At 74.7% G+C, this 16,731-nt stretch carries 19 protein-coding genes; 7 read left to right on the top strand and 12 right to left on the bottom strand.

Annotation, left to right across the window (positions count from 1 at the left end; translation table 11 throughout):
* Window positions 1-15: 15 nt before the first annotated feature.
* The 5 genes from ACIGNX_RS12190 to ACIGNX_RS12170 all read left to right on the top strand — a co-directional run bounded on the left by ACIGNX_RS12190 (window position 16) and on the right by ACIGNX_RS12170 (window position 4,548).
* Window positions 16-792, top strand: coding sequence for a thioesterase II family protein (locus ACIGNX_RS12190; RefSeq protein WP_396539118.1), 777 nt, complete (start codon window positions 16-18; stop codon window positions 790-792).
* 11 nt (window positions 793-803) lie between these two features.
* Complete coding sequence (locus tag ACIGNX_RS12185) at window positions 804-1,784, top strand: TauD/TfdA family dioxygenase (RefSeq protein ID WP_396539116.1); 981 nt, start codon at window positions 804-806, stop codon at window positions 1,782-1,784.
* Window positions 1,785-1,787: 3 nt separating this feature from the next.
* Complete coding sequence (gene fabI, locus ACIGNX_RS12180; protein WP_396539114.1) at window positions 1,788-2,612, top strand: enoyl-ACP reductase FabI; 825 nt, start codon at window positions 1,788-1,790, stop codon at window positions 2,610-2,612.
* Between the two features lie 185 nt (window positions 2,613-2,797).
* The gene (locus tag ACIGNX_RS12175) at window positions 2,798-3,751 is read left to right on the top strand and encodes an ATP-binding cassette domain-containing protein (RefSeq protein ID WP_396539112.1); all 954 of its coding nucleotides are present in this window, start codon (window positions 2,798-2,800) and stop codon (window positions 3,749-3,751) included.
* Window positions 3,748-4,548: an ABC transporter permease gene (locus ACIGNX_RS12170; protein ID WP_396539110.1), complete on the top strand. Its 801-nt coding sequence runs from the start codon at window positions 3,748-3,750 to the stop codon at window positions 4,546-4,548. The genes ACIGNX_RS12175 and ACIGNX_RS12170 overlap by 4 nt, the downstream gene beginning before the upstream one ends.
* An 89-nt stretch (window positions 4,549-4,637) precedes the next feature.
* On the opposite strand, the gene ACIGNX_RS12165 is transcribed toward ACIGNX_RS12170, so the two are convergent.
* Together ACIGNX_RS12165 and ACIGNX_RS12160 are read right to left on the bottom strand one after the other, a co-directional pair.
* A complete protein-coding gene (locus ACIGNX_RS12165) occupies window positions 4,638-4,847 on the bottom strand; it encodes a hypothetical protein (RefSeq protein ID WP_396539108.1) in 210 nt (69 codons plus the stop codon).
* A 30-nt stretch (window positions 4,848-4,877) separates the two neighbouring features.
* Window positions 4,878-5,312, bottom strand: coding sequence for a hypothetical protein (locus tag ACIGNX_RS12160; protein ID WP_396539106.1), 435 nt, complete (start codon window positions 5,310-5,312; stop codon window positions 4,878-4,880).
* Window positions 5,313-5,340: 28 nt separating this feature from the next.
* Between ACIGNX_RS12160 and ACIGNX_RS12155 the strand changes: the two genes are divergently transcribed.
* Together ACIGNX_RS12155 and ACIGNX_RS12150 are read left to right on the top strand one after the other, a co-directional pair.
* Entirely contained in the window at window positions 5,341-6,558 is a 1,218-nt protein-coding gene (locus ACIGNX_RS12155; protein WP_396539104.1) for a sensor histidine kinase, read from the top strand.
* Window positions 6,555-7,202: a response regulator gene (locus ACIGNX_RS12150; protein ID WP_396539102.1), complete on the top strand. Its 648-nt coding sequence runs from the start codon at window positions 6,555-6,557 to the stop codon at window positions 7,200-7,202. The genes ACIGNX_RS12155 and ACIGNX_RS12150 overlap by 4 nt, the downstream gene beginning before the upstream one ends.
* A 4-nt stretch (window positions 7,203-7,206) precedes the next feature.
* Here ACIGNX_RS12150 and ACIGNX_RS12145 read toward each other — a convergent pair whose 3' ends face one another.
* The 10 genes from ACIGNX_RS12145 to ACIGNX_RS12100 all read right to left on the bottom strand — a co-directional run bounded on the left by ACIGNX_RS12145 (window position 7,207) and on the right by ACIGNX_RS12100 (window position 16,657).
* The gene (locus tag ACIGNX_RS12145) at window positions 7,207-7,908 is read right to left on the bottom strand and encodes an SDR family oxidoreductase (RefSeq protein ID WP_396539100.1); all 702 of its coding nucleotides are present in this window, start codon (window positions 7,906-7,908) and stop codon (window positions 7,207-7,209) included.
* Complete coding sequence (locus ACIGNX_RS12140; protein ID WP_396539098.1) at window positions 7,905-8,315, bottom strand: MaoC/PaaZ C-terminal domain-containing protein; 411 nt, start codon at window positions 8,313-8,315, stop codon at window positions 7,905-7,907. The genes ACIGNX_RS12145 and ACIGNX_RS12140 overlap by 4 nt, the downstream gene beginning before the upstream one ends.
* Window positions 8,312-8,758, bottom strand: coding sequence for a MaoC family dehydratase N-terminal domain-containing protein (locus tag ACIGNX_RS12135; protein ID WP_396539096.1), 447 nt, complete (start codon window positions 8,756-8,758; stop codon window positions 8,312-8,314). Before ACIGNX_RS12135 ends, ACIGNX_RS12140 begins: the two co-directional genes overlap by 4 nt.
* Before the next feature lie 234 nt (window positions 8,759-8,992).
* Window positions 8,993-9,757 (bottom strand): DUF899 domain-containing protein, encoded by a 765-nt coding sequence (locus ACIGNX_RS12130; RefSeq protein WP_396539094.1) that lies wholly within the window; start codon window positions 9,755-9,757, stop codon window positions 8,993-8,995.
* A 57-nt stretch (window positions 9,758-9,814) separates the two neighbouring features.
* Window positions 9,815-10,180 carry an ArsR/SmtB family transcription factor gene (locus tag ACIGNX_RS12125; RefSeq protein ID WP_396539092.1) on the bottom strand — a complete coding sequence of 122 codons (366 nt, stop codon included), beginning with the start codon at window positions 10,178-10,180 and terminating at the stop codon, window positions 9,815-9,817.
* Between the two features lie 5 nt (window positions 10,181-10,185).
* The gene (locus ACIGNX_RS12120; protein ID WP_396539090.1) at window positions 10,186-10,617 is read right to left on the bottom strand and encodes an SRPBCC domain-containing protein; all 432 of its coding nucleotides are present in this window, start codon (window positions 10,615-10,617) and stop codon (window positions 10,186-10,188) included.
* A gap of 139 nt (window positions 10,618-10,756) precedes the next feature.
* On the bottom strand, window positions 10,757-12,289 hold the full coding sequence (locus ACIGNX_RS12115; protein ID WP_396539088.1) for a thiopeptide-type bacteriocin biosynthesis protein: 1,533 nt from the start codon (window positions 12,287-12,289) through the stop codon (window positions 10,757-10,759).
* On the bottom strand, window positions 12,286-13,386 hold the full coding sequence (locus tag ACIGNX_RS12110; protein ID WP_396539086.1) for a hypothetical protein: 1,101 nt from the start codon (window positions 13,384-13,386) through the stop codon (window positions 12,286-12,288). Before ACIGNX_RS12110 ends, ACIGNX_RS12115 begins: the two co-directional genes overlap by 4 nt.
* A complete protein-coding gene (locus ACIGNX_RS12105; RefSeq protein ID WP_396539084.1) occupies window positions 13,383-15,047 on the bottom strand; it encodes a TOMM precursor leader peptide-binding protein in 1,665 nt (554 codons plus the stop codon). The genes ACIGNX_RS12110 and ACIGNX_RS12105 overlap by 4 nt, the downstream gene beginning before the upstream one ends.
* Complete coding sequence (locus tag ACIGNX_RS12100; protein ID WP_396539082.1) at window positions 15,044-16,657, bottom strand: hypothetical protein; 1,614 nt, start codon at window positions 16,655-16,657, stop codon at window positions 15,044-15,046. Before ACIGNX_RS12100 ends, ACIGNX_RS12105 begins: the two co-directional genes overlap by 4 nt.
* Between the last annotated feature and the right edge of the window lie 74 nt (window positions 16,658-16,731).

The raw sequence follows: 16,731 nt of genomic DNA, 5'->3' as shown, positions 1-16,731 counted from the left end.
AACAAGGAGGTGCGCATGGCGGTCACCACCGCCGTCGACCGCTGGCTGCGCACGCGCACGCCCCGGCCGTCGGCCGCGCTGACCCTCGTGTGCCTGCCGCACGCGGGCGGCTCGGCGAGCTACTACCGCGACTGGGGCGCGCGGCTGCCCGCGTCGGTCGAGACGCGCGTCGTGCAGTACCCCGGCCGGGAGGAACGCCTGGTCGACGAGCCGGTGGACGACATGGCGGCCATGGCCGACGCGCTCGTCGACGTGCTCGCGCCGCTGTTCGACCGGCCGGTGGTGCTGTTCGGGCACAGCATGGGCGCGGCCATCGGCTACGAGGTCACCCGGCGCTGCGAGGAGCGCGGCCACCCGCCCGCGCTGCTCGTGGCCTCCGGGTTCCCCGCGCCGCACCGGCGGGTGCCCGACGACCTGCACACCCGTGACGACGACGCGCTCGTCGCCGAGATCACCCGCGTCTCCGGCGCGGCCGACACGGTGGCGCTGGCCAGCCCGGACCTCCGGGAGCTGCTGCTGCCGATGATCCGGGCCGACTACCGGCTCATCGAGCGGTACGCGCCCGCCGCGCCGCCGCCGGTGAGCACCCCGCTCGTCGTCTACCGCGGCGACGCCGACCCCGACGTGGACCACGACCTCGGCGAGGCGTGGCGGGACCTGGCGGCGTCGGGCGAGCTGCGCGAGCACCGCGCGTTCGACGGTGGGCACTTCTACTTCCGGCACGACCCGACCGCCCTGCTCGGGGCGATCTCGGCACACCTCGGGCGGGTCCGCCCGGTGACGACCCACTAGGGGTGAGGGACATGTTGTTGGCCAACGAAGACACGCTGACCACCGCCACGCTCGACGCGGACGAGCACGAGTGGCTCGACCGGATCGCCCGCGGCCTGCTGCCGGTGGCGGGCGGCCGCATCGACAGCCCGGAGTGGGTCGCCGCCGCGCGCCGCGCCTGGGAGGACGCGCCGGCGAGCCTGCGGCACACGCTCAAGGAGTTCCGCCGCGACTCGGGCACGGGCGGCGCGCTGCTGCTGCGCAACCTGCCCGTGGACGAGGCGAACCTGCCCGCCACGCCGAAGGCCGAGGGCTCGGTGGTGCGCGAGGCGACGGTGTCCGCCGCCGTGCTGGTGCTCGTGGCGCACGGCCTGGGCGACCCGGGCGCGTTCCGCGCCGAGAAGTCCGGCGCGCTGGTGCAGAACGTGGTGCCCGTGCCCGGCCGCGAGGAGGTGCAGGGCAACGTCGGCTCGGTGCACCTGACCTTCCACACCGAGAACGCGTTCCACCAGCACCGGCCCGACTTCGTGATGCTCGTGTGCGTGCGCCCGGACCACGAGCGCGTCGCCGAGCTGCGGCTGGTGTGCTCCCGCCAGGTGCTGCCCAAGCTCGGCGAGCAGGCCCGCGCGGCGCTGTCGTCGGCGGAGTTCGTCACCGAGCCGCCGCCCTCGTTCGGCACGACGTCGGGCGAGGTGCCGCCGCGGGCCGTGCTGCACGGCGACCCCGACGACCCCGACCTGTGCGTCGACCAGGCGGCCACCAGGCCGGTCACCGAACGCGCGGTCGCGGCCATGGCCGAGCTGGGCGAGCTGTTCGACAACTCCTTCAACGGGTTGCGGCTCGTCGCGGGCGACCTGGCGATCGTGGACAACCGGGTCACCGTGCACGGCCGGTCGGCGTTCACCCCGCGCTACGACGGCGCGGACCGCTGGTTGCAGCGCACCTTCGTGTTCGCCGACCTGCGCCGCTCCCGGGGTCACCGCCCCGGCGACGGCTACGTGCTGGAGAGCTGAGCCGTGGACCTGCTCAAGGGCAAGACCCTGCTGATCACCGGCGTGCTCACGCCGAACTCCATCGCCTACCACGTGGCCCGCCTCGCGCAGGAGGAGGGCGCGGAGGTCGTGCTCACCGCGTACGGCCGGGTGCGGCTGGTCGAACGGCTCGCGCAACGCCTCCCGTCACCCGCGCCGGTGGTGGAGCTGGACGTCACCGATGCCGACCACCTCGCGTCCCTGCCCGAGCGGGTCGGCGAGCACGCGGACAGCATCGACGGCGTGCTGCACTCCGTCGCCTACGCGCCGCCGCAGGCGCTGGGCGGCAACTTCCTCACCGCCGGCTGGGAGGACGTGGCGCCCGCGCTGCACGTCTCGGCCTACTCGTTGCAGGGGCTCGTGCGGGCCGTGCGGCCGATGCTCGGGCCGGGCAGCTCCGTGGTGGGCCTGGACTTCGACGCCTCGCAGGCGTTCAACGAGTACGACTGGATGGGCGTGGCCAAGGCCGCGCTGGAGTCCTGCGCCCGCTACCTCGCGTCCTACCTGGGCCGCGACGGCATCCGCGTCAACCTCGTCGCGGCCGGCCCGCTGCGCACCACCGCCGCCGTCGCCATCGGCCCCGGCGGCGACGAGGCGGCCCGCCGCGAGGGGCAGCGGTGGCACGCCAAGTCGCCGCTCGGCTGGGACGACCAGGAGTTCACGCCCGTGGCCCGCGCCTGCGTGGCCCTGCTGTCGGACTGGTTCCCCGCCACGACCGGCGAGATCGTCCACGTCGACGGCGGCGCGCACGTGATCGGGGACCGACCCGGCGTCCCGGCCGAGGCGCCGACCCCCTCGGCGGGGTCGTGACCGCGGACCACCGCGAAGGGGAGCGGTCCGGCCACGGGTCCGCGCGAGATCGCCCCCCGGGTCGCGGGGCCGCTCGGCCGGCACGCGCCGCCGCAGCCCCGCCCCGGCGGTCCCCCGCCGGTGGGCTCGACGCTGTTCCCGCCCCGGGTCCGGGCCGGGGCGGACGACCACACGGAGGAGCAACGATGACCGCAGCCGTCGAGGCGCGAGGCGTCGTCAAGTCCTACAAGGCGCACCGCGCCCTCGACGGCGTGGACCTCACCGTGCCCACCGGGACGGTGCTCGGCCTGCTCGGCCCGAACGGGGCCGGCAAGACCACGATGGTGCGGGTGCTGACGACGTTGCTGCGGCCCGACGCGGGCGACGTCCGCGTGGCCGGGTACGACGTCGTGGCGCAGTCGGCCGACGTGCGGCGGTCCATCGGCCTGTCCGGGCAGTACGCGGCGGTGGACGAGAGCCTGACCGGCTACGAGAACCTGTACCTGGTCGGCAGGCTGTACGGCTTCAAGGCCGCCGCCGCGCGGGCCCGGGCCCGGGAGCTGCTGGCGCTGTTCCGGCTGGAGCAGGCGTCCACGCGGCTGCTGCGCACCTACTCCGGCGGCATGCGGCGGCGGCTGGACCTGGCGGGCGCGCTCGTCGCCCGGCCGCCGGTCGTCGTGCTGGACGAGCCGACCACCGGCCTGGACCCGCGGTCCCGGCTCGACACCTGGGAGATGGTGCGGCGGCTGGTCGACGACGGCGCGTCCGTGCTGCTGACCACCCAGTACCTGGAGGAGGCCGACCAGTTGGCCGATTCCATCGTGGTGATCGACCGCGGCCGGGTGGTGGAGCGCGGCACGGCCGACGAGCTGAAGTCCCGCGTCGGCAGCGAGCGGCTGGAGATCGTCGTGGCCGACCGCGCCGACCTGCCCGCGCTGACCCGCGTGCTGGCCGAGGTGGGCGCCGCGGAACCGGTGGTGGACGAGCACCTGCGCCGGGCGCGCGTGCTGGTGCACGTCGGCCCGAAGACGCTGGTGGAGGCGTTGAAGCGGCTCGACGCGATCGACGTGCCGGTGCTGGACGTCTCGTTGCACCGGCCGAAGTTGGATGACGTGTTCCTGGCGCTGACCGACCGCGCCGACGACGGGGAGGACTCGTGACCGTGGTGACCAAGGTCGCCGTCGACGGCTGGATGATCGCCTGGCGCAACCTGCTGCACGTGCGGCGCAGCGTCGACTGGGCGTTCGCCGCGGTGGTGCAGCCGGTGATGTTCGTGCTGCTGTTCGGCTTCGTGTTCGGCGGCCTGCTCGGCGGCGCGGCCTACCGCGAGTACCTGCTGGCGGGCATCCTCGTGCAGACCCTCGCGTTCAACTCCGCGTTCACCGTCATCGGCCTGTCGACCGACCTGCGCAAGGGGTTCATCGACCGGCTGCGGTCGCTGCCGATGTCCGGCGTGTCGGTGATGGTCGGCCGCACGCTGTCCGACCTGGCCGTGAGCGTCGTGGCGATGCTGGTGACGTGCCTGTGCGGTCTGCTCATCGGCTGGCGCGTGCGGGGCAGCTTCGCGGACGCGGTGCTGGCGTTCCTGGTGCTGCTGGCGTTCGCGTTCGCCATGTCGTGGATCGGGGCGCTCATCGGGTTGATCTCGCCGAGCCCGGAGGCCGCGCAGAGCGCCGGCCTGATCTGGCTGACCCCGCTCACGTTCGTGTCGTCCGGTTTCGTGCCGGAGGAGTCCATGCCGGGCCCGCTGCGGGTGATCGCCGAGTGGAACCCGCTGACCGCCGTGATCAACGCGGTGCGCGGGCTGTTCGGCAACACCGTGCCGGGGCTGGACGTGTCGTCCGGGTCCTGGCCCGACGACCACGCGCTGGCCTACGCGTGGCTGGCGTCGCTGCTGATCGTGGCGGTGTTCGTGCCGCTGAGCATGCGCGCCTACCGCCGGGTCGCGGCCCGCTGACCCGGCGGCGGACATCGGGGTAGGTGGGACGGGCGCCCGTCCCACCTACCGTGCGGCGGCCAGGGGAGGCCGCCGAGTCCCGGTCGACGTCACCGCCGCCGGGTGGCGAACATCGACCGGTACACCGCCGTGATGACGAAGATCAGCGCGCCGACCATCGCCACCGTGATCGCGACGTTGGCGACGTCGGACACCTTGCCGCCGATGAAGTACTGCTTGATCAGGTTGCACCCCACGATCAGGACGACGTACACCCACCACGGGGCCCACCGACCGTCGTTGACCTTGCCCTCAGCCACTTGTCCTCCTTGCCGGGCGCGGGCACACCCTCAGCACAGTTCCTTGATTTTCGCGGCACCGTCGGCGATGTCCTGGGAATTGTCGGACAACAATTTGCGGGCCGCCTCCAGGACTTTCGCGGTGCGCGACCCCTCCTGCATGTTCCCGGCGATGTCGTCGATCACCGAGCCCAGCGTCTTGGCCGCCTCGCTCTTCCCGTCGGGGTTCGCGGACATCCACCCGTCGGCCACGTGGCACAACAAAGTCGTGCGACCGTCGTCGGTGTTGTCCGGGGAGGTCTGGTTGGCCGACGGGTCGCACGCGCTCAGCGCGAATGCCGACACCACCGCCAGTGCTACCGCCACGCTTTTCATGGTGACATCCGCTCCTCCCGGTGTGGTCGGCGGGCCGGTCGCCTGCCGTGACACCATCATCGCGAACGGGCCGAGGGCGCGGCATCGGCGATCGGAGCGATCGGCGGTCATCACTTCGGCCGATGCGAGGGGTGGGGGCGTGTGCTGTGATCGCGCGGTGCACGCCGGAATAAGTCGCGTCGTCTCCGGGCTGCGGAAGTTGCCGGACTGGCAGCACGACGCGCTCATCGTGATCAGCTCGCTGCTGGTCGGATCGGTGTTGTTCGCCACCGGCCTGTACCCGTTGTTCCGCCTCGACGACGAGATCCCGCTGTGGGTCCGCGTGCTGTTGTTCGGCGGCGTCTGCGCGGTCGAGGCGTTCCGCCGGATCGCACCCGGCACGGCCCTCGCGGTGGGCACGGCGTTCCTGCTCATCGACTGCGTCATCGGGGTCAGCACGCCCACGCTCGTCGTGTACGCCGACCTGCTCTACGCGGCCACGCTCTACGGCCCGCGCCGGCTCAGCCGCGACATGGTGCCCATCGCGGTGATGACGTCCATCAGCACGATCACCGCCACCGTGCTGCTGGTGCCGGGGTGGCGGGCCACCGTGCTGGCCGCGTTCGCCGTGCTGCCGTTCCTGCTCATCCCGGTGTGGTGGGCCACGAACGTGCGCCAGCACCAGCGGATGGCCGAGGTGGAGCGCGCGAACGCCCGGCAGCTCGCCAAGATCGCCGAGCTGGACCGGACCGCGGCCGTCGCCGCCGAACGCGCGCACATGGCCCGCGACCTGCACGACGTGATCGCCGGGCACCTGTCCGCGATCGCCATCCAGGCCGAGGCGGCGCTGTCGCTGAAGGACGAGGACCCGATGACGCGAGTGGTCCTCAGGTCCGTGCGGGAGAACAGCGTGAGCGCGCTGGAGGAGATGCGTGCCATGATCAACCTGCTGCGCGCGGACGTGACCCACCCCGACGAGCCGACCGCGCCCGCGCGGCTCGCCCAGCTGTCCCGGCTCATCGAGTCGGCGCAGGCGGGCGGCATGCGGCTGGACGTGCGGGTGGACTACGACGACACCGAGCCGCTGCCGGCCGCGGTGGACCTGACCGCGTACCGGATCGCGCAGGAGGCGCTGACCAACGCCATGAAGCACGCACCGCGCACGAACGTCGTCCTCGAACTGCGCCGCACGGACACCGAGATGGTGCTGGAGGTGGTGAACGAGCTGCGCAACGGCGGTTCGGGCGGTGGCCTGGGCACCGGGCTGCTCAACATGAAGGAGCGCACGGCGGCGGTGGGCGGCTCGCTCACCGCGGGCCCCGCGGACGGCTCGTGGCGGGTCCGCGCGGTCCTGCCGCTGCCGGAGGTGGAGCGGTGAGCACCCGGGTCCTGGTGGTCGACGACCACGCGGCCGTGCGCGCGGGCCTGGTGCTGATCCTGGGCAACGCCGAGGGCATCGAGGTGGTCGGCGAGGCCGGCGACGGCGCGACGGCGATCCGGCAGGCCAAGGCGCTGCGGCCGGACGTCGTGCTGATGGACATCCGGATGCCCGGCCTGGACGGCATCGCCGCCACCAAGGCGCTGCACGGCGAGGGCGTGGCGCAGGTGCTCGTGCTGACGACGTTCGACCTGGACGAGTACGTGTTCGCCGCCCTGCGCGCGGGCGCGGCGGGCTTCCTGCTCAAGTCGGTGGACGCGCCGCGGCTGGTCGAGGCGGTGCGGCTGGTGGCGGCGGGGGAGAACGTGCTCGGCCCGGAGATCACCCGCAAGCTGATCAAGGCCTACGCCGAGGCTCCGGCGAGGACCAGGTCCGCCGCCGACCCCCGCCTGGAGCAGCTCACCGAGCGGGAGCTGGACGTGCTGCGCTGCCTGGGCCGGGGCCTGTCGAACGCCCAGATCGCGCGGGAGCTGTTCATCAGCGGCGCGACGGCCAAGACCCACGTGTCCCGGATCCTGACCAAGCTGGAGCTGCGCTCGCGCGTGCAGGCCGCGATCTACGCCCAGGAGAACGACCTGGTGTGAGCGGCTACCAGCCGAGCGCGCCGCCACCGGTGACGGGGATCGTCGCGCCGGTGACGTAGGTCGAGCCCGCGACCCAGCGCACGACCTCGGCGACCTCCTCCGGTCGGGCCAGGCGGCCCAGCGGCACCTGGTCGACCAGCGCCTGGCGCTGCTTGTCGGTCAGCACGGCCACCATGTCGGTGTCCACGGGACCGGGCGCGACGACGTTGATCCGCACCCCGCGCCGCCCGTACTCCAGCGCGACCGACCGCGCGAACCCCTCCAACGCCGCCTTGGCCGCCGCGTAGTTCGCCTGGCCGGGTGACCCGGCGCGGGCCGAGGCCGACGACACGAGCACGATCGAGCCCGTGCGCGCCTTCGCCATGGCGGGCAGCACCCGCTGGACCACGCGGAACGCGCCGAGCTGGGTCACCTCGATGATCTCGCGGTAGTGCTCCTCGGGCATCCGGGCCAGCAGCCCGTCGCGGGTCAGGCCCGCGTTCAGCACGACCACCTCCGGCGCGCCCTGGTGGGAGGTCACCTCGGCGACGGCCCCGGCCACCCGGTCGGCGTCGGCGACGTCCAGCTCCACCGCGAACACGCCCTCGACCGGCACCCCGGACCCGCGGTGCGTGCCCGCCACCCGGTCGCCCCCGCGCGCGAACTCGCGCGCCACCGCCTCGCCGATGCCCCGGCTCGCACCCACGACCAGCACGGACCGGCTCATGGCGCCACCAGCTCCACCACGGCCTCGCCGCGCGCCACCGTGACGCCGTCGTCCCGTGCGGCGGTCAGCTGGAGGCGGGCGCACGGCGTGCCGTCGACCACGTCGACCGAGGCGACCTTGCCGGTGCAGGTGACCCGTGCGCCGACCGGCGTGGGGGCGGTGAACCGGGCTTTGAACGACCGCAGCGCGCGTGTGGCGGGCCATGCGGTGACCAGGCGGCCGAGGTGGGCCATGACGAGCATCCCGTGCGTCACCACACCGTCCAGCCCGCCCCGCCGGGCCGCGTCGTCGTCCAGGTGCACCGGGTTGTCGTCACCGGAGGCCACTGCGAATTCCCGAAGCTTCTCGCGGGTGATCGCGGGCACTTCGTGCGGGGGCAGCCGGTCACCGGCCGATGGCGTGCTCACGCCGACTCCTCCCGCTCGATGACGAGCACCTGTCGCAAATCCACGAGGTGTTCACCGGCGCGGTGCACGGTCGTCTCCTGCACGATGAACTCCAATCTCCCGTTCATGCGCCGGTAGACGTCGGAGACCTCGGTCCGGAACCGCAACTCCTCGTTGGCGTGCGCGCTGCGGTGGTAGGTGAAGGACTGTTCCGCGTGCAGCACCCGCAACGGGTCGAGGCCCATGTCGACCAACAGCTCCTCGCCGCGGATTTCGAGTTCCAGCCCGAACAACATCGTGGGTGGCAGAACGAGATCCGGAAAACCGGCCGCCCGCGCGGCGTCGAGGTCGACGTGAATGGCGGCTTCCTCGCCGATGGCCCGGGCGAAGGCGACGACCCGTTCCCGGGGAACGCGCAGCACGACCGGGTCGAGTTGTTTCCCGACGAACTCCGGAGCGATCACCGGCAAACCGTACCGGCGGGCGCCGGAGCACCGCGACCCGCCACGCGAATACCGCAGCGGTTTACCGAAATCTATATTTCCACCGCATTCGCCGGCGCCCGGGACCACCGACCGCGGTCGTGCCGGCGCCCCGTTCGCACCCGATCGCGGCCGGCCAGGCGGGTGGGCCGTGTTCGGGCCCGCCCGGCCCGGCGAGGCGGGCCGGGCGGGTGGCGAGAGGTCGGTGGCGACAGGTCAGTGGCAGCAGTCGTCGTGCGTCGCGGTCGTCCGGATCGGGATCAGGTGGCCCTCCGCTTCCGCGATCTTGTCCAGCCAGCCCTCCTCCGGACCCTGGCCCCGGTACTCGTCGTGCCAGTTCCACCACTCGTACGGCGGGGTCTGGGGGTAGCCCTCCGGCGAGTCCTCCCACTCCTCCTGCCGCCCCAGCGCGGTCATGTCGAGGTAGCTGAACGTGCTGCCCAGGGCCTCGTCCCCGCGCCCGTTGATGAAGTAGGTGCGGAACACCCGGTCGCCCTCGCGGATGAACGCGTTGGTGCCGTGCCACTCGTCCACGCCGAAGTCCGCGTCGAAGTCGTCCAGCATGGTGACCCACGGCATCTTCCAGCCCATCCGCGCCTTCAACCGCTCGATGTCGGCCTGCGGCGCGCGCGAGGCGAACACCAGCGTCGTGTCACGGGCGTGCAGGTGGGCGACGTGCCCGACCTGGTCGGCCGTCACGAGCGAGCACCCGCGGCACGCGTGGTCAGGCCAGCCGAACACCCCGGGCTCGTAGAACGCGCGGTAGACGACGAGTTGGCGGCGGCCTTCGAACAGGTCCGGCAGACTCATCCGGCCGCGTGGCGTGTCGAACGCGTACTCCTTCTCCACGGCCAGCCACGGCATCCGCCGCCGCGCCGCCGCCATCGCGTCCCGCGCCCGGGTCAGCTCCTTCTCCTTGACCAGCAACCGCTGCCGGGCCTGCTCCCACTCGGCCTGCGAGACGATCGGAGGGGTCTTCATCGTCAACGTCCACCTTCCACTTCCGCGCGCACGGCCGGGCCGACGGCGGGGCCGTGATCAGCGCTGCTCTCGGGGTTGCTCCGGCGGGGACGCGGTGCGGTCCAGGTGGTCCTTCAGCGCGTTGAGCGGGCCGTCCCAGTCACGGGCCAGCGAGGCGAGGTACTGCTGCGCCACCCGCATGGGCGCGGAGCGCAGCCGGAACCGCACCCGCCGCCGCTCGCCCGGCTCCGCCGTCACCAGGCCCACGTCGGTGAGCCGGGCGAGGTGCTTGGCGATCGCCTGCCGGCTGATCGGCAGGCGGCAGGCCAGGTCGGTGGCCGTGGCCGGTCCACCCGACGCCAACGCGGCCAGGATGGCGCGCCGGGTCGGGTCGGCCAGGGCGGTGAAAACCTGCTCGGCGGCCGCTTCGACGTCGGCAGGCATGGGGATCAGGTGGTGCCGAGGTGGCCGACCAGCTCGTCGAACTCGGTCGCCCAGCCCTGCTCGTGCGCCTGGTAGCCCTTGGCGTAGACGTCCTCCGGCAGCTGCGCGAACCCGGTCTCCACGACGGTGAGCCGCGTGCCCGCGCCGACCTGCTCCAACGTGAACTCGACGTACGTGCGGCGGGGGTCGTCCTCCGGCATGCCGAACACCGGCCAGGTGAAGCCGAACACCGTCGGCTCCTCCACCCGCTCCACCCGCATCTCGACCGTCGGGCCGTCCGACCAGCTCATCCGGGCCGTGCCGCCCGGCCGGAGGTCGATCGTCGCGTCGTCGCCGAACCACGCGCCCAAGCCCTCCGCCGTGGTCAGCACCGCCCACACCTTCGCGGGGGGTTGAGCGATTTCCACGACGCGCTCGATGCGATCAGGAAAACCCATGACGGCCTCTCACCGGGTGACAACGCTCTGCCTGGTCGACAGTATCGCAACCACGTGGTTGCGTCAACGTGGTCCACGATTACCCGATCGGGTGGTTCTCGCAGGGCCTGCGCCGGTGCGCCGGGGGAACGGCGGCCGGTCACGTTCGCGCGGCCACGGGCAGGAGGTACACCAGGGTGTCGTTCACGCCGTCCAGGCACAGCACGTCGTGCGCCAGGTCGTCGTGGAAGCCGCCGATCACCCCCAGCGCCAACCCCGACGCGGCGGCGACCAGCGCGAGGTTCTGCGCCAGGTGCCCGGCCTCGGTGAACGCCAACCGCAGGGCGCGCAGGCCGTAGGCCGCGCGCAGCGCCCCGACCCGCGCGTACAGCGCCAGCACGGCGGGCGTGGTGGCGGGGTCGACGCGGCCCTCCCCGTCGCCGAACCACATGGACGCGCCGCGCACGTCGTCCACCGGCGGCGCGGGCGCGACGCGGAGCAGGGTCCGCCGCACCTCGTCCACCTCGTACACCCCCGGTTCCAGCCCTCCCACCCGCAGCGCGACGACCCGCAGGCGGGCGCTGTGCCGCGCGCCCGCGCTGGGGTAGGGCCGACGCCCGTCGGGCAGGGCGCCCTGGGCGGTCCACAGCAGGGTCGCCAACCGGGTGGCGTCGAGCGGGCCGGCCAGCTCGCCGCCCCGCGCGGTGCGCCGGGTCGCCAGGGCGTCGGCCAGGCTGCCGGTCGGCGGCCCGACCTCCGGCAGCGGCACGTCCGGCCACCACGGCAGCGCCACCGGCGGGGTGGGCGCGACCTCGCGCGGACCCCGGTCGGGGACGTCCGGGTGGTACCGGCTCGCCGCCAGGTACCGGCGGTCGGGCGCGGTCGCGCCGTCCTCGTGGAACGGCGCGGGCCCGTCCGGCGCCTCGGCCGTCAGCGCGACCAGCCGGCAGACCGCGCGCTCCTCCTCGGGGGTGAGGCCGAGGCGGTTGCACAGCATGTGGAACTGGGAGGCCCACACGTGCCGCGGCAGGTCCACCGACCGCACCTGCTCCGCCCAGTACGCCACCGCGCCCGTGGCCCGCGTCCCGAGCCGGTCCCACCGGGCGGCGAGCCGGTCCGCGCGCGCGGCGTGCACCCGGTGGGCGGCGAGGTGGGAGCCGAGGCCCGGCGGCGCGACCGGCTCACGTGCCTGCCGCCACGCCGTGGCCAGGGAGCGCAGCCACGAGGCGGCCTCCACCCGGTCCATCCCCAGCGCGAGCGTCGTGGCCATCGCCAGCTCGACGGCCGCGGTGAACTTCGCCCCGGCGGACCGCAGCACGGCGACCGCCACCTCGGTGCTGCGGCAGAACACCGCCTCGGCGGCGGGCAGCGAACCCGGCCCGCCGTACCGCTCGACCTCCGGTTCGTACGGCGTCTCGCGCACGTCGCCGTGCGGCAGCGGGTCGTCCGACGGCACGACCGGGTGCCCGGCCGCCGCCACCAACCCCCGCAGCCGACCCACCAGGTCGACGGTCGCGCCACGCGCCCGGACGCGCAGGTGCGGACCGGTTTCCCAGTACCGCAGGTAGAACCAGTCGCCCACGTGCCCCGCGGCACGCAGCCCGTCCAGCTCCGGCGCGAGGACGTCGGTGATGAACGCGTCGACGTCCTCCACCGACCACGACAGCCGCACGTGCACGCTGGTCCACGTCATCGCGCCTCCAACGGGGTCAGGTCGTAGGTGAAGCCGGCGCCGCGCGGGCGGCCCACCAGCAGCAGGTAGAGCAGCGCGTGGGACGCGGGCGCGCCGACCAGCGCCTCCAGCGGCCCGTCGTGGGTGCTGCGCGCCGGTCGGCAGAACGCGCCCGTGCCCGCCGCGGCCGCGCACACGTGCTGCGCCGTCGCGCCGGCCGCGCGCAACAGGGCCCGGTAGCCGTCCGGGCCGTCGGCGGCGACCGCGGCGGCCGGGTCCCCGGTCGTCACCAGCGCGAGGTTCATCGACGCCACGTGGATCGTCCCGGCCGGGTGCCCGAACACGGGCGCCAGACCGGCCACGGCCGGGCCCGGCGAGACCAGCCGCAGCCCGCCCTCCAACGCGTACCAGCCGTCGGTGACGCCCTCGACGTTCCGCACCGCCAACCGGTGCCGCAGGTCGTCCCGCACGGGCGACCCGGCGGGTGGGCGGTCGACGGCCTCGACCACCGCGTCCAGCACCCGGCGGGGCAGCGGCCGCGGGTCGGCGGCGACCCCGCGCGGGCCGACGCCCGAGCTGCGCGGCGGCACGGGAACGGGGTCGGTGACGTCACCGAACGCCACGGTGACGGTCGAGCCGGCCGCCCGTGCGGCCAGGCCGAGCCGGGCGGCGTGCTCGACCAGCGCCGCCGCCACGTGCCCGACCTCCAGCTCGGTCAGCACGTCGCCGAACTCGCGGTAACCGGGGGAGAGGCGGTCGCGCCGGCGCACCAGGTCGATCCGCGCGGGCCCGTCGACCACCGGCGTGCCGCCGCCCACCAGCGCCCGCCGCACCGGGTCGAGCACCCACCGGCCCTCCAGCACCAGCTCGACGGTGGCGGCGGCACGGGCCGACGGGTAGGAGCGGTGGTCGTTGTACTGGTTCCACGGTTCCCACCGCAGCGGTGTGGCCACGTCGGTCAGCAGCCGCCCGAGCGCCGCGCCGAACCGCCCGCGCAGCGCGGTGAGCGGTACGCGCGGTCCGGCCGGGGCCGCGGCGGGCGGTGACGCCCCGGGCTCGACCACGCGGCCCGGCCCGTGCGCGTACGCGGCGGCCAGGGCCTCGTCCGCGGTGGTCACGGGAACGGGTGGGGCAGCGGGGGACCGGCCGGGCGCAACCGGGGTATGCCGTGCGTGCGCCGGTTCAGCTCGCCGAACGTCATCGGCACCGCGCCGGGCACGATCACCTTCGCCGAGTGCAGGCCGAGCCGGTCGCGCACCACCGGGTCGCTCTGGTCGACCGCGATCACCTCCAGTCCCAGCACCTCCCACGCGCGGACGTAGTGCTCCAGCAACGCGTCGAGGTCGTCACGCGGCACGTCCGGCACGGGCAGGTCCGCCTCCGGTCCCGGCGTGAGGAAGTCGTACCGCTCGGCGGCCTCCGCCAGCCCGTTGACGTTGACGTGGTCGTCCATGGTCCGGATCAGGCGCGGCTCGCGCAGCAGCCGGCGCAGCCGGTCCCGGTCGTAGTCGCCGGGTTCGGCGCGGTAGCGCTTCGCGCCGGCCTCCACGTCCATCGCGACCTCCGCTGCCGCGGACCGCATCGCCGCGCCCGGGTCGAGCCCGGCCCCCGCGGCGAAGAACGCGTGCGGCCACCGGGGTGAGCGCGCCAGCGAGAGCACCGACGGCACACCGAGGTCGTTGGTGGCGTCGTACAGCTCCAGGCGGTAGCCCAGCTGTTCCAACCGGTCGGCCAGGTGCGCGGTCACGTCGTCGCGGACCCGCAGGCTCGGCAGCGGCGTGCGCTGGTACCAGGCCATGAGGAACGCGTCCCGCTCGGCGACCTCGAACAGCCCGTACAGGACCGCTTCGGTGAGGCTGTTGCCGGTGCCGCACCCGTTCGACGTCTCGTCGAGGAACCGCGCGCCCTCGCCGCGGCCCCAGTAGGCGGCGTGCTCCGGCACGGCGATCGCCCTGCCGCGGGTGTAGGACCAGCCGTGCACCCACCGGATCGGCACGTCGGGGCGGTACGGGACGACGTGGGGCGAGTCGAAGTCGGGCAGGCCCAGGCGCCTCGGGTCGAGGGCGCGGTCGCCGAGTTCGGCGTGGGACGCCTCCAGGACCGTGGTGACGCGCCGGGGCCGCAGACCCGCGTGCCGCTCCACGGCCTCGTACAGCGCGACCCGCTCGGCTTCGGCGTAGTCGGCGGTGCGGCCGAAGCCCGCCTGCCCGCCGCCCAGCTCGGCGCTCACCGCCGCGACGGTCAGGTCGCCGATGCGGTGCATCCCGCCGACCGGGCCGTGCCTGAGGTCGAACAGCTCGCGGTGCAGGGCGTCGCCCGCCGTGCGCGGGTTCGGTCCCCGCAGGGTTCCCGGCACCACCGGGACGGGCGCGCGGACGACGGCCTCCGGCGCGTCGTCGGGCAGCGGCCCGCACGTCGGGCAGCCGCCGGGGCGGGTGCGGACCCGGTGCTCGCCGACCGCCCCGGAGTCGGTCCGGACCGCGATCACCCGGTCGCGGTAGGCGTCGGGGTCGGCCAGCACGCGGTCGACCAGCGCGGTGAGCAACGGCCGCAGCGCGGGCGAGGCCAGGCCGCCCAACCGCATCCCGGGATCCTCGCGCGGCACGGCCGGGCCGAACACGGCCAACCGCGCGTCCTCGGCGCACCCGACGCAGGCGCCACCCGGCGCGGGCCCGATCAGCACCAACCCGCCGTCGAACCGCACGGGCAGCGCGGCCCGGTCCACGCCGTCGAGGTCGCCGACGGTGTAGCGCGCCAACTCGGCCACCCGCACGGTCACCGCCCGCCCCCGACCGAGAACCCGACGAGCCCGGCCGCCTCCAGCACGGGACCGAGGGCGACGGGCTCGACCTCCGCCGCCAGCCCGCGCAGGTGCCGCTGGAACTCCTCCTCGCCGGCCCGCAGCCCGTACGGCCAGTGCCAGTCGCGGCCGGTCCACGGAGCCGCCGCGCCGTCGGGCTCGGCGACCGGCGCGGCGCCGCACAGCACGGCGGGTTCCGCGGCCACGACCGGGTGCCGACCGGCACCGGTCGCGGCCTGTGCTACCTCGGCCTGCGTTCTCCGGGCCTGTGCCCCCTCGGCCTGCGCCCGTCCGGCGGCGGCCAGCGCGGCGAAGGCGACCGCGTCCGCGGGCTCCGCCTCGACCGCCCAGGACAGCTCCTCCCCGGCCACCCGCACGACCGCGCGCACCACCCGCGGACCGAGCCGGGTCACCTCGACCTCGGCGGGCAGGGCGAAGCGCAGGACCACCGCCTTCCACCAGCGCCGCGCGGTCGGGTCGCCGGCCCAGGACTCCTCGGCGACCGGGGTCCCCGGCAGGTGCCGCACGGCCGTGCGCAGGGCCAACCCCAGCGCGTGCACGCGGTCCGCGCCGAGCACCGCACCACCCGGCGCGAGGGAACGGGCGGCGCGCAGCAGGGCGTCGAGCCGGGCGGCGTGCTCGGTGGTCCCGCAACCGACCACGTCACCCGAAGCGGCCAGCTTGACCGGCAGCTGCGGCAGCTCCCCCGGCAACGGGGTCGGCACCGGGCCCAGCTCCCGATCGCCCAGCACCTCCACCAGGGTGCCGTTCGGCTCCCGCGGCCGGACCGCGGACAGCCACGGGTGGTACTCGGCGCGCAGCGGGTCGACCCGCGCCACCAGCACGGCCTGGTGCGGCGGACCCGCGGCCGGCACGTCGCTCCACATGTCCACCACTTCCGTCGACGGGTCGGGCATCCCGCCCACCGCGCACACCAGCCGGTGCGCGGCGGCCGAGGCGACGAGCGCGGCCAGCACCTCCGGCGGCTCTCCCGGAGCCCCGGCCAACCGCGCCGCGACCGCCACCGCGTCGGCCGACACCTCCGCCACCCCGCCGGGCGCGACCACGAACCCGACGTCGGCCGCGCACCCGGCCGCCACCGCGTGCCCGCCGGCCTCGACCAGCAGGCCGGGACCGGGCCGGACGACGGCGTCCAGGCCGGAGGCGGCCAGCGCCCGGCGCGCGTGCCCGGCCAGGGCGCCCTCACCGGTGACGACGACCACCGCCGAACGCAGCCGCCGCCACGCCTCGACCGGCCTGGCCGCCACGGACTCCAGCCAGCTCGCGATGTCCCCGGGCGGCCCGTCCCCACCCCACGACGCCGGCACCTCGACCAGCATGTCGTGCTCGTGCAACTGGCCGATCAGCAGCTCCAGCGCCCGCGCCACGGCCGGCGACGCGTTCTCCGGCACGGCCAACCGCTCCGGCGGCACGCCGTCGGCCAGCGGACCGGCCAGGCGTTCCCAGATCGTCCACAGGCCCTTGCCGCCGTCCAGGGAGAAGCTGGAGCGCCACCCCCGCACGTGCAGGCCGGTCGCCGTCGGCGTGGCGTGCACGATCGGCCGCAACCGCAGCAGCACGTCGGTCACCGGGCCGCCTACCGCTGTGCTGCCTGCCGCTGCGTTGCCTACCACTGTGCTGCCTGCCACTGGGCTGCCTGCCG

Source organism: Actinosynnema sp. NPDC053489 (assembly GCF_044544865.1).
GTDB lineage: Bacteria > Actinomycetota > Actinomycetes > Mycobacteriales > Pseudonocardiaceae > Actinosynnema.
This window is presented reverse-complemented; position numbering and strand designations above follow the sequence as displayed.

Excerpts from the sequence above, each read along its gene's own strand:
- ACIGNX_RS12190 (WP_396539118.1), top strand. The coding sequence starts at position 16 with ATGGCGGTCACCACCGCCGTCGACCGCTGGCTGCGCACGCGCACGCCC.
- ACIGNX_RS12185 (WP_396539116.1), top strand. The coding sequence starts at position 804 with ATGTTGTTGGCCAACGAAGACACGCTGACCACCGCCACGCTCGACGCG.
- ACIGNX_RS12175 (WP_396539112.1), top strand. The coding sequence starts at position 2,798 with ATGACCGCAGCCGTCGAGGCGCGAGGCGTCGTCAAGTCCTACAAGGCG.
- ACIGNX_RS12160 (WP_396539106.1), bottom strand. The coding sequence starts at position 5,312 with ATGACCGCCGATCGCTCCGATCGCCGATGCCGCGCCCTCGGCCCGTTC.
- ACIGNX_RS12145 (WP_396539100.1), bottom strand. The coding sequence starts at position 7,908 with ATGAGCCGGTCCGTGCTGGTCGTGGGTGCGAGCCGGGGCATCGGCGAG.
- ACIGNX_RS12130 (WP_396539094.1), bottom strand. The coding sequence starts at position 9,757 with ATGAAGACCCCTCCGATCGTCTCGCAGGCCGAGTGGGAGCAGGCCCGG.
- ACIGNX_RS12125 (WP_396539092.1), bottom strand. The coding sequence starts at position 10,180 with ATGCCTGCCGACGTCGAAGCGGCCGCCGAGCAGGTTTTCACCGCCCTG.
- ACIGNX_RS12120 (WP_396539090.1), bottom strand. The coding sequence starts at position 10,617 with ATGGGTTTTCCTGATCGCATCGAGCGCGTCGTGGAAATCGCTCAACCC.
- ACIGNX_RS12115 (WP_396539088.1), bottom strand. The coding sequence starts at position 12,289 with ATGACGTGGACCAGCGTGCACGTGCGGCTGTCGTGGTCGGTGGAGGAC.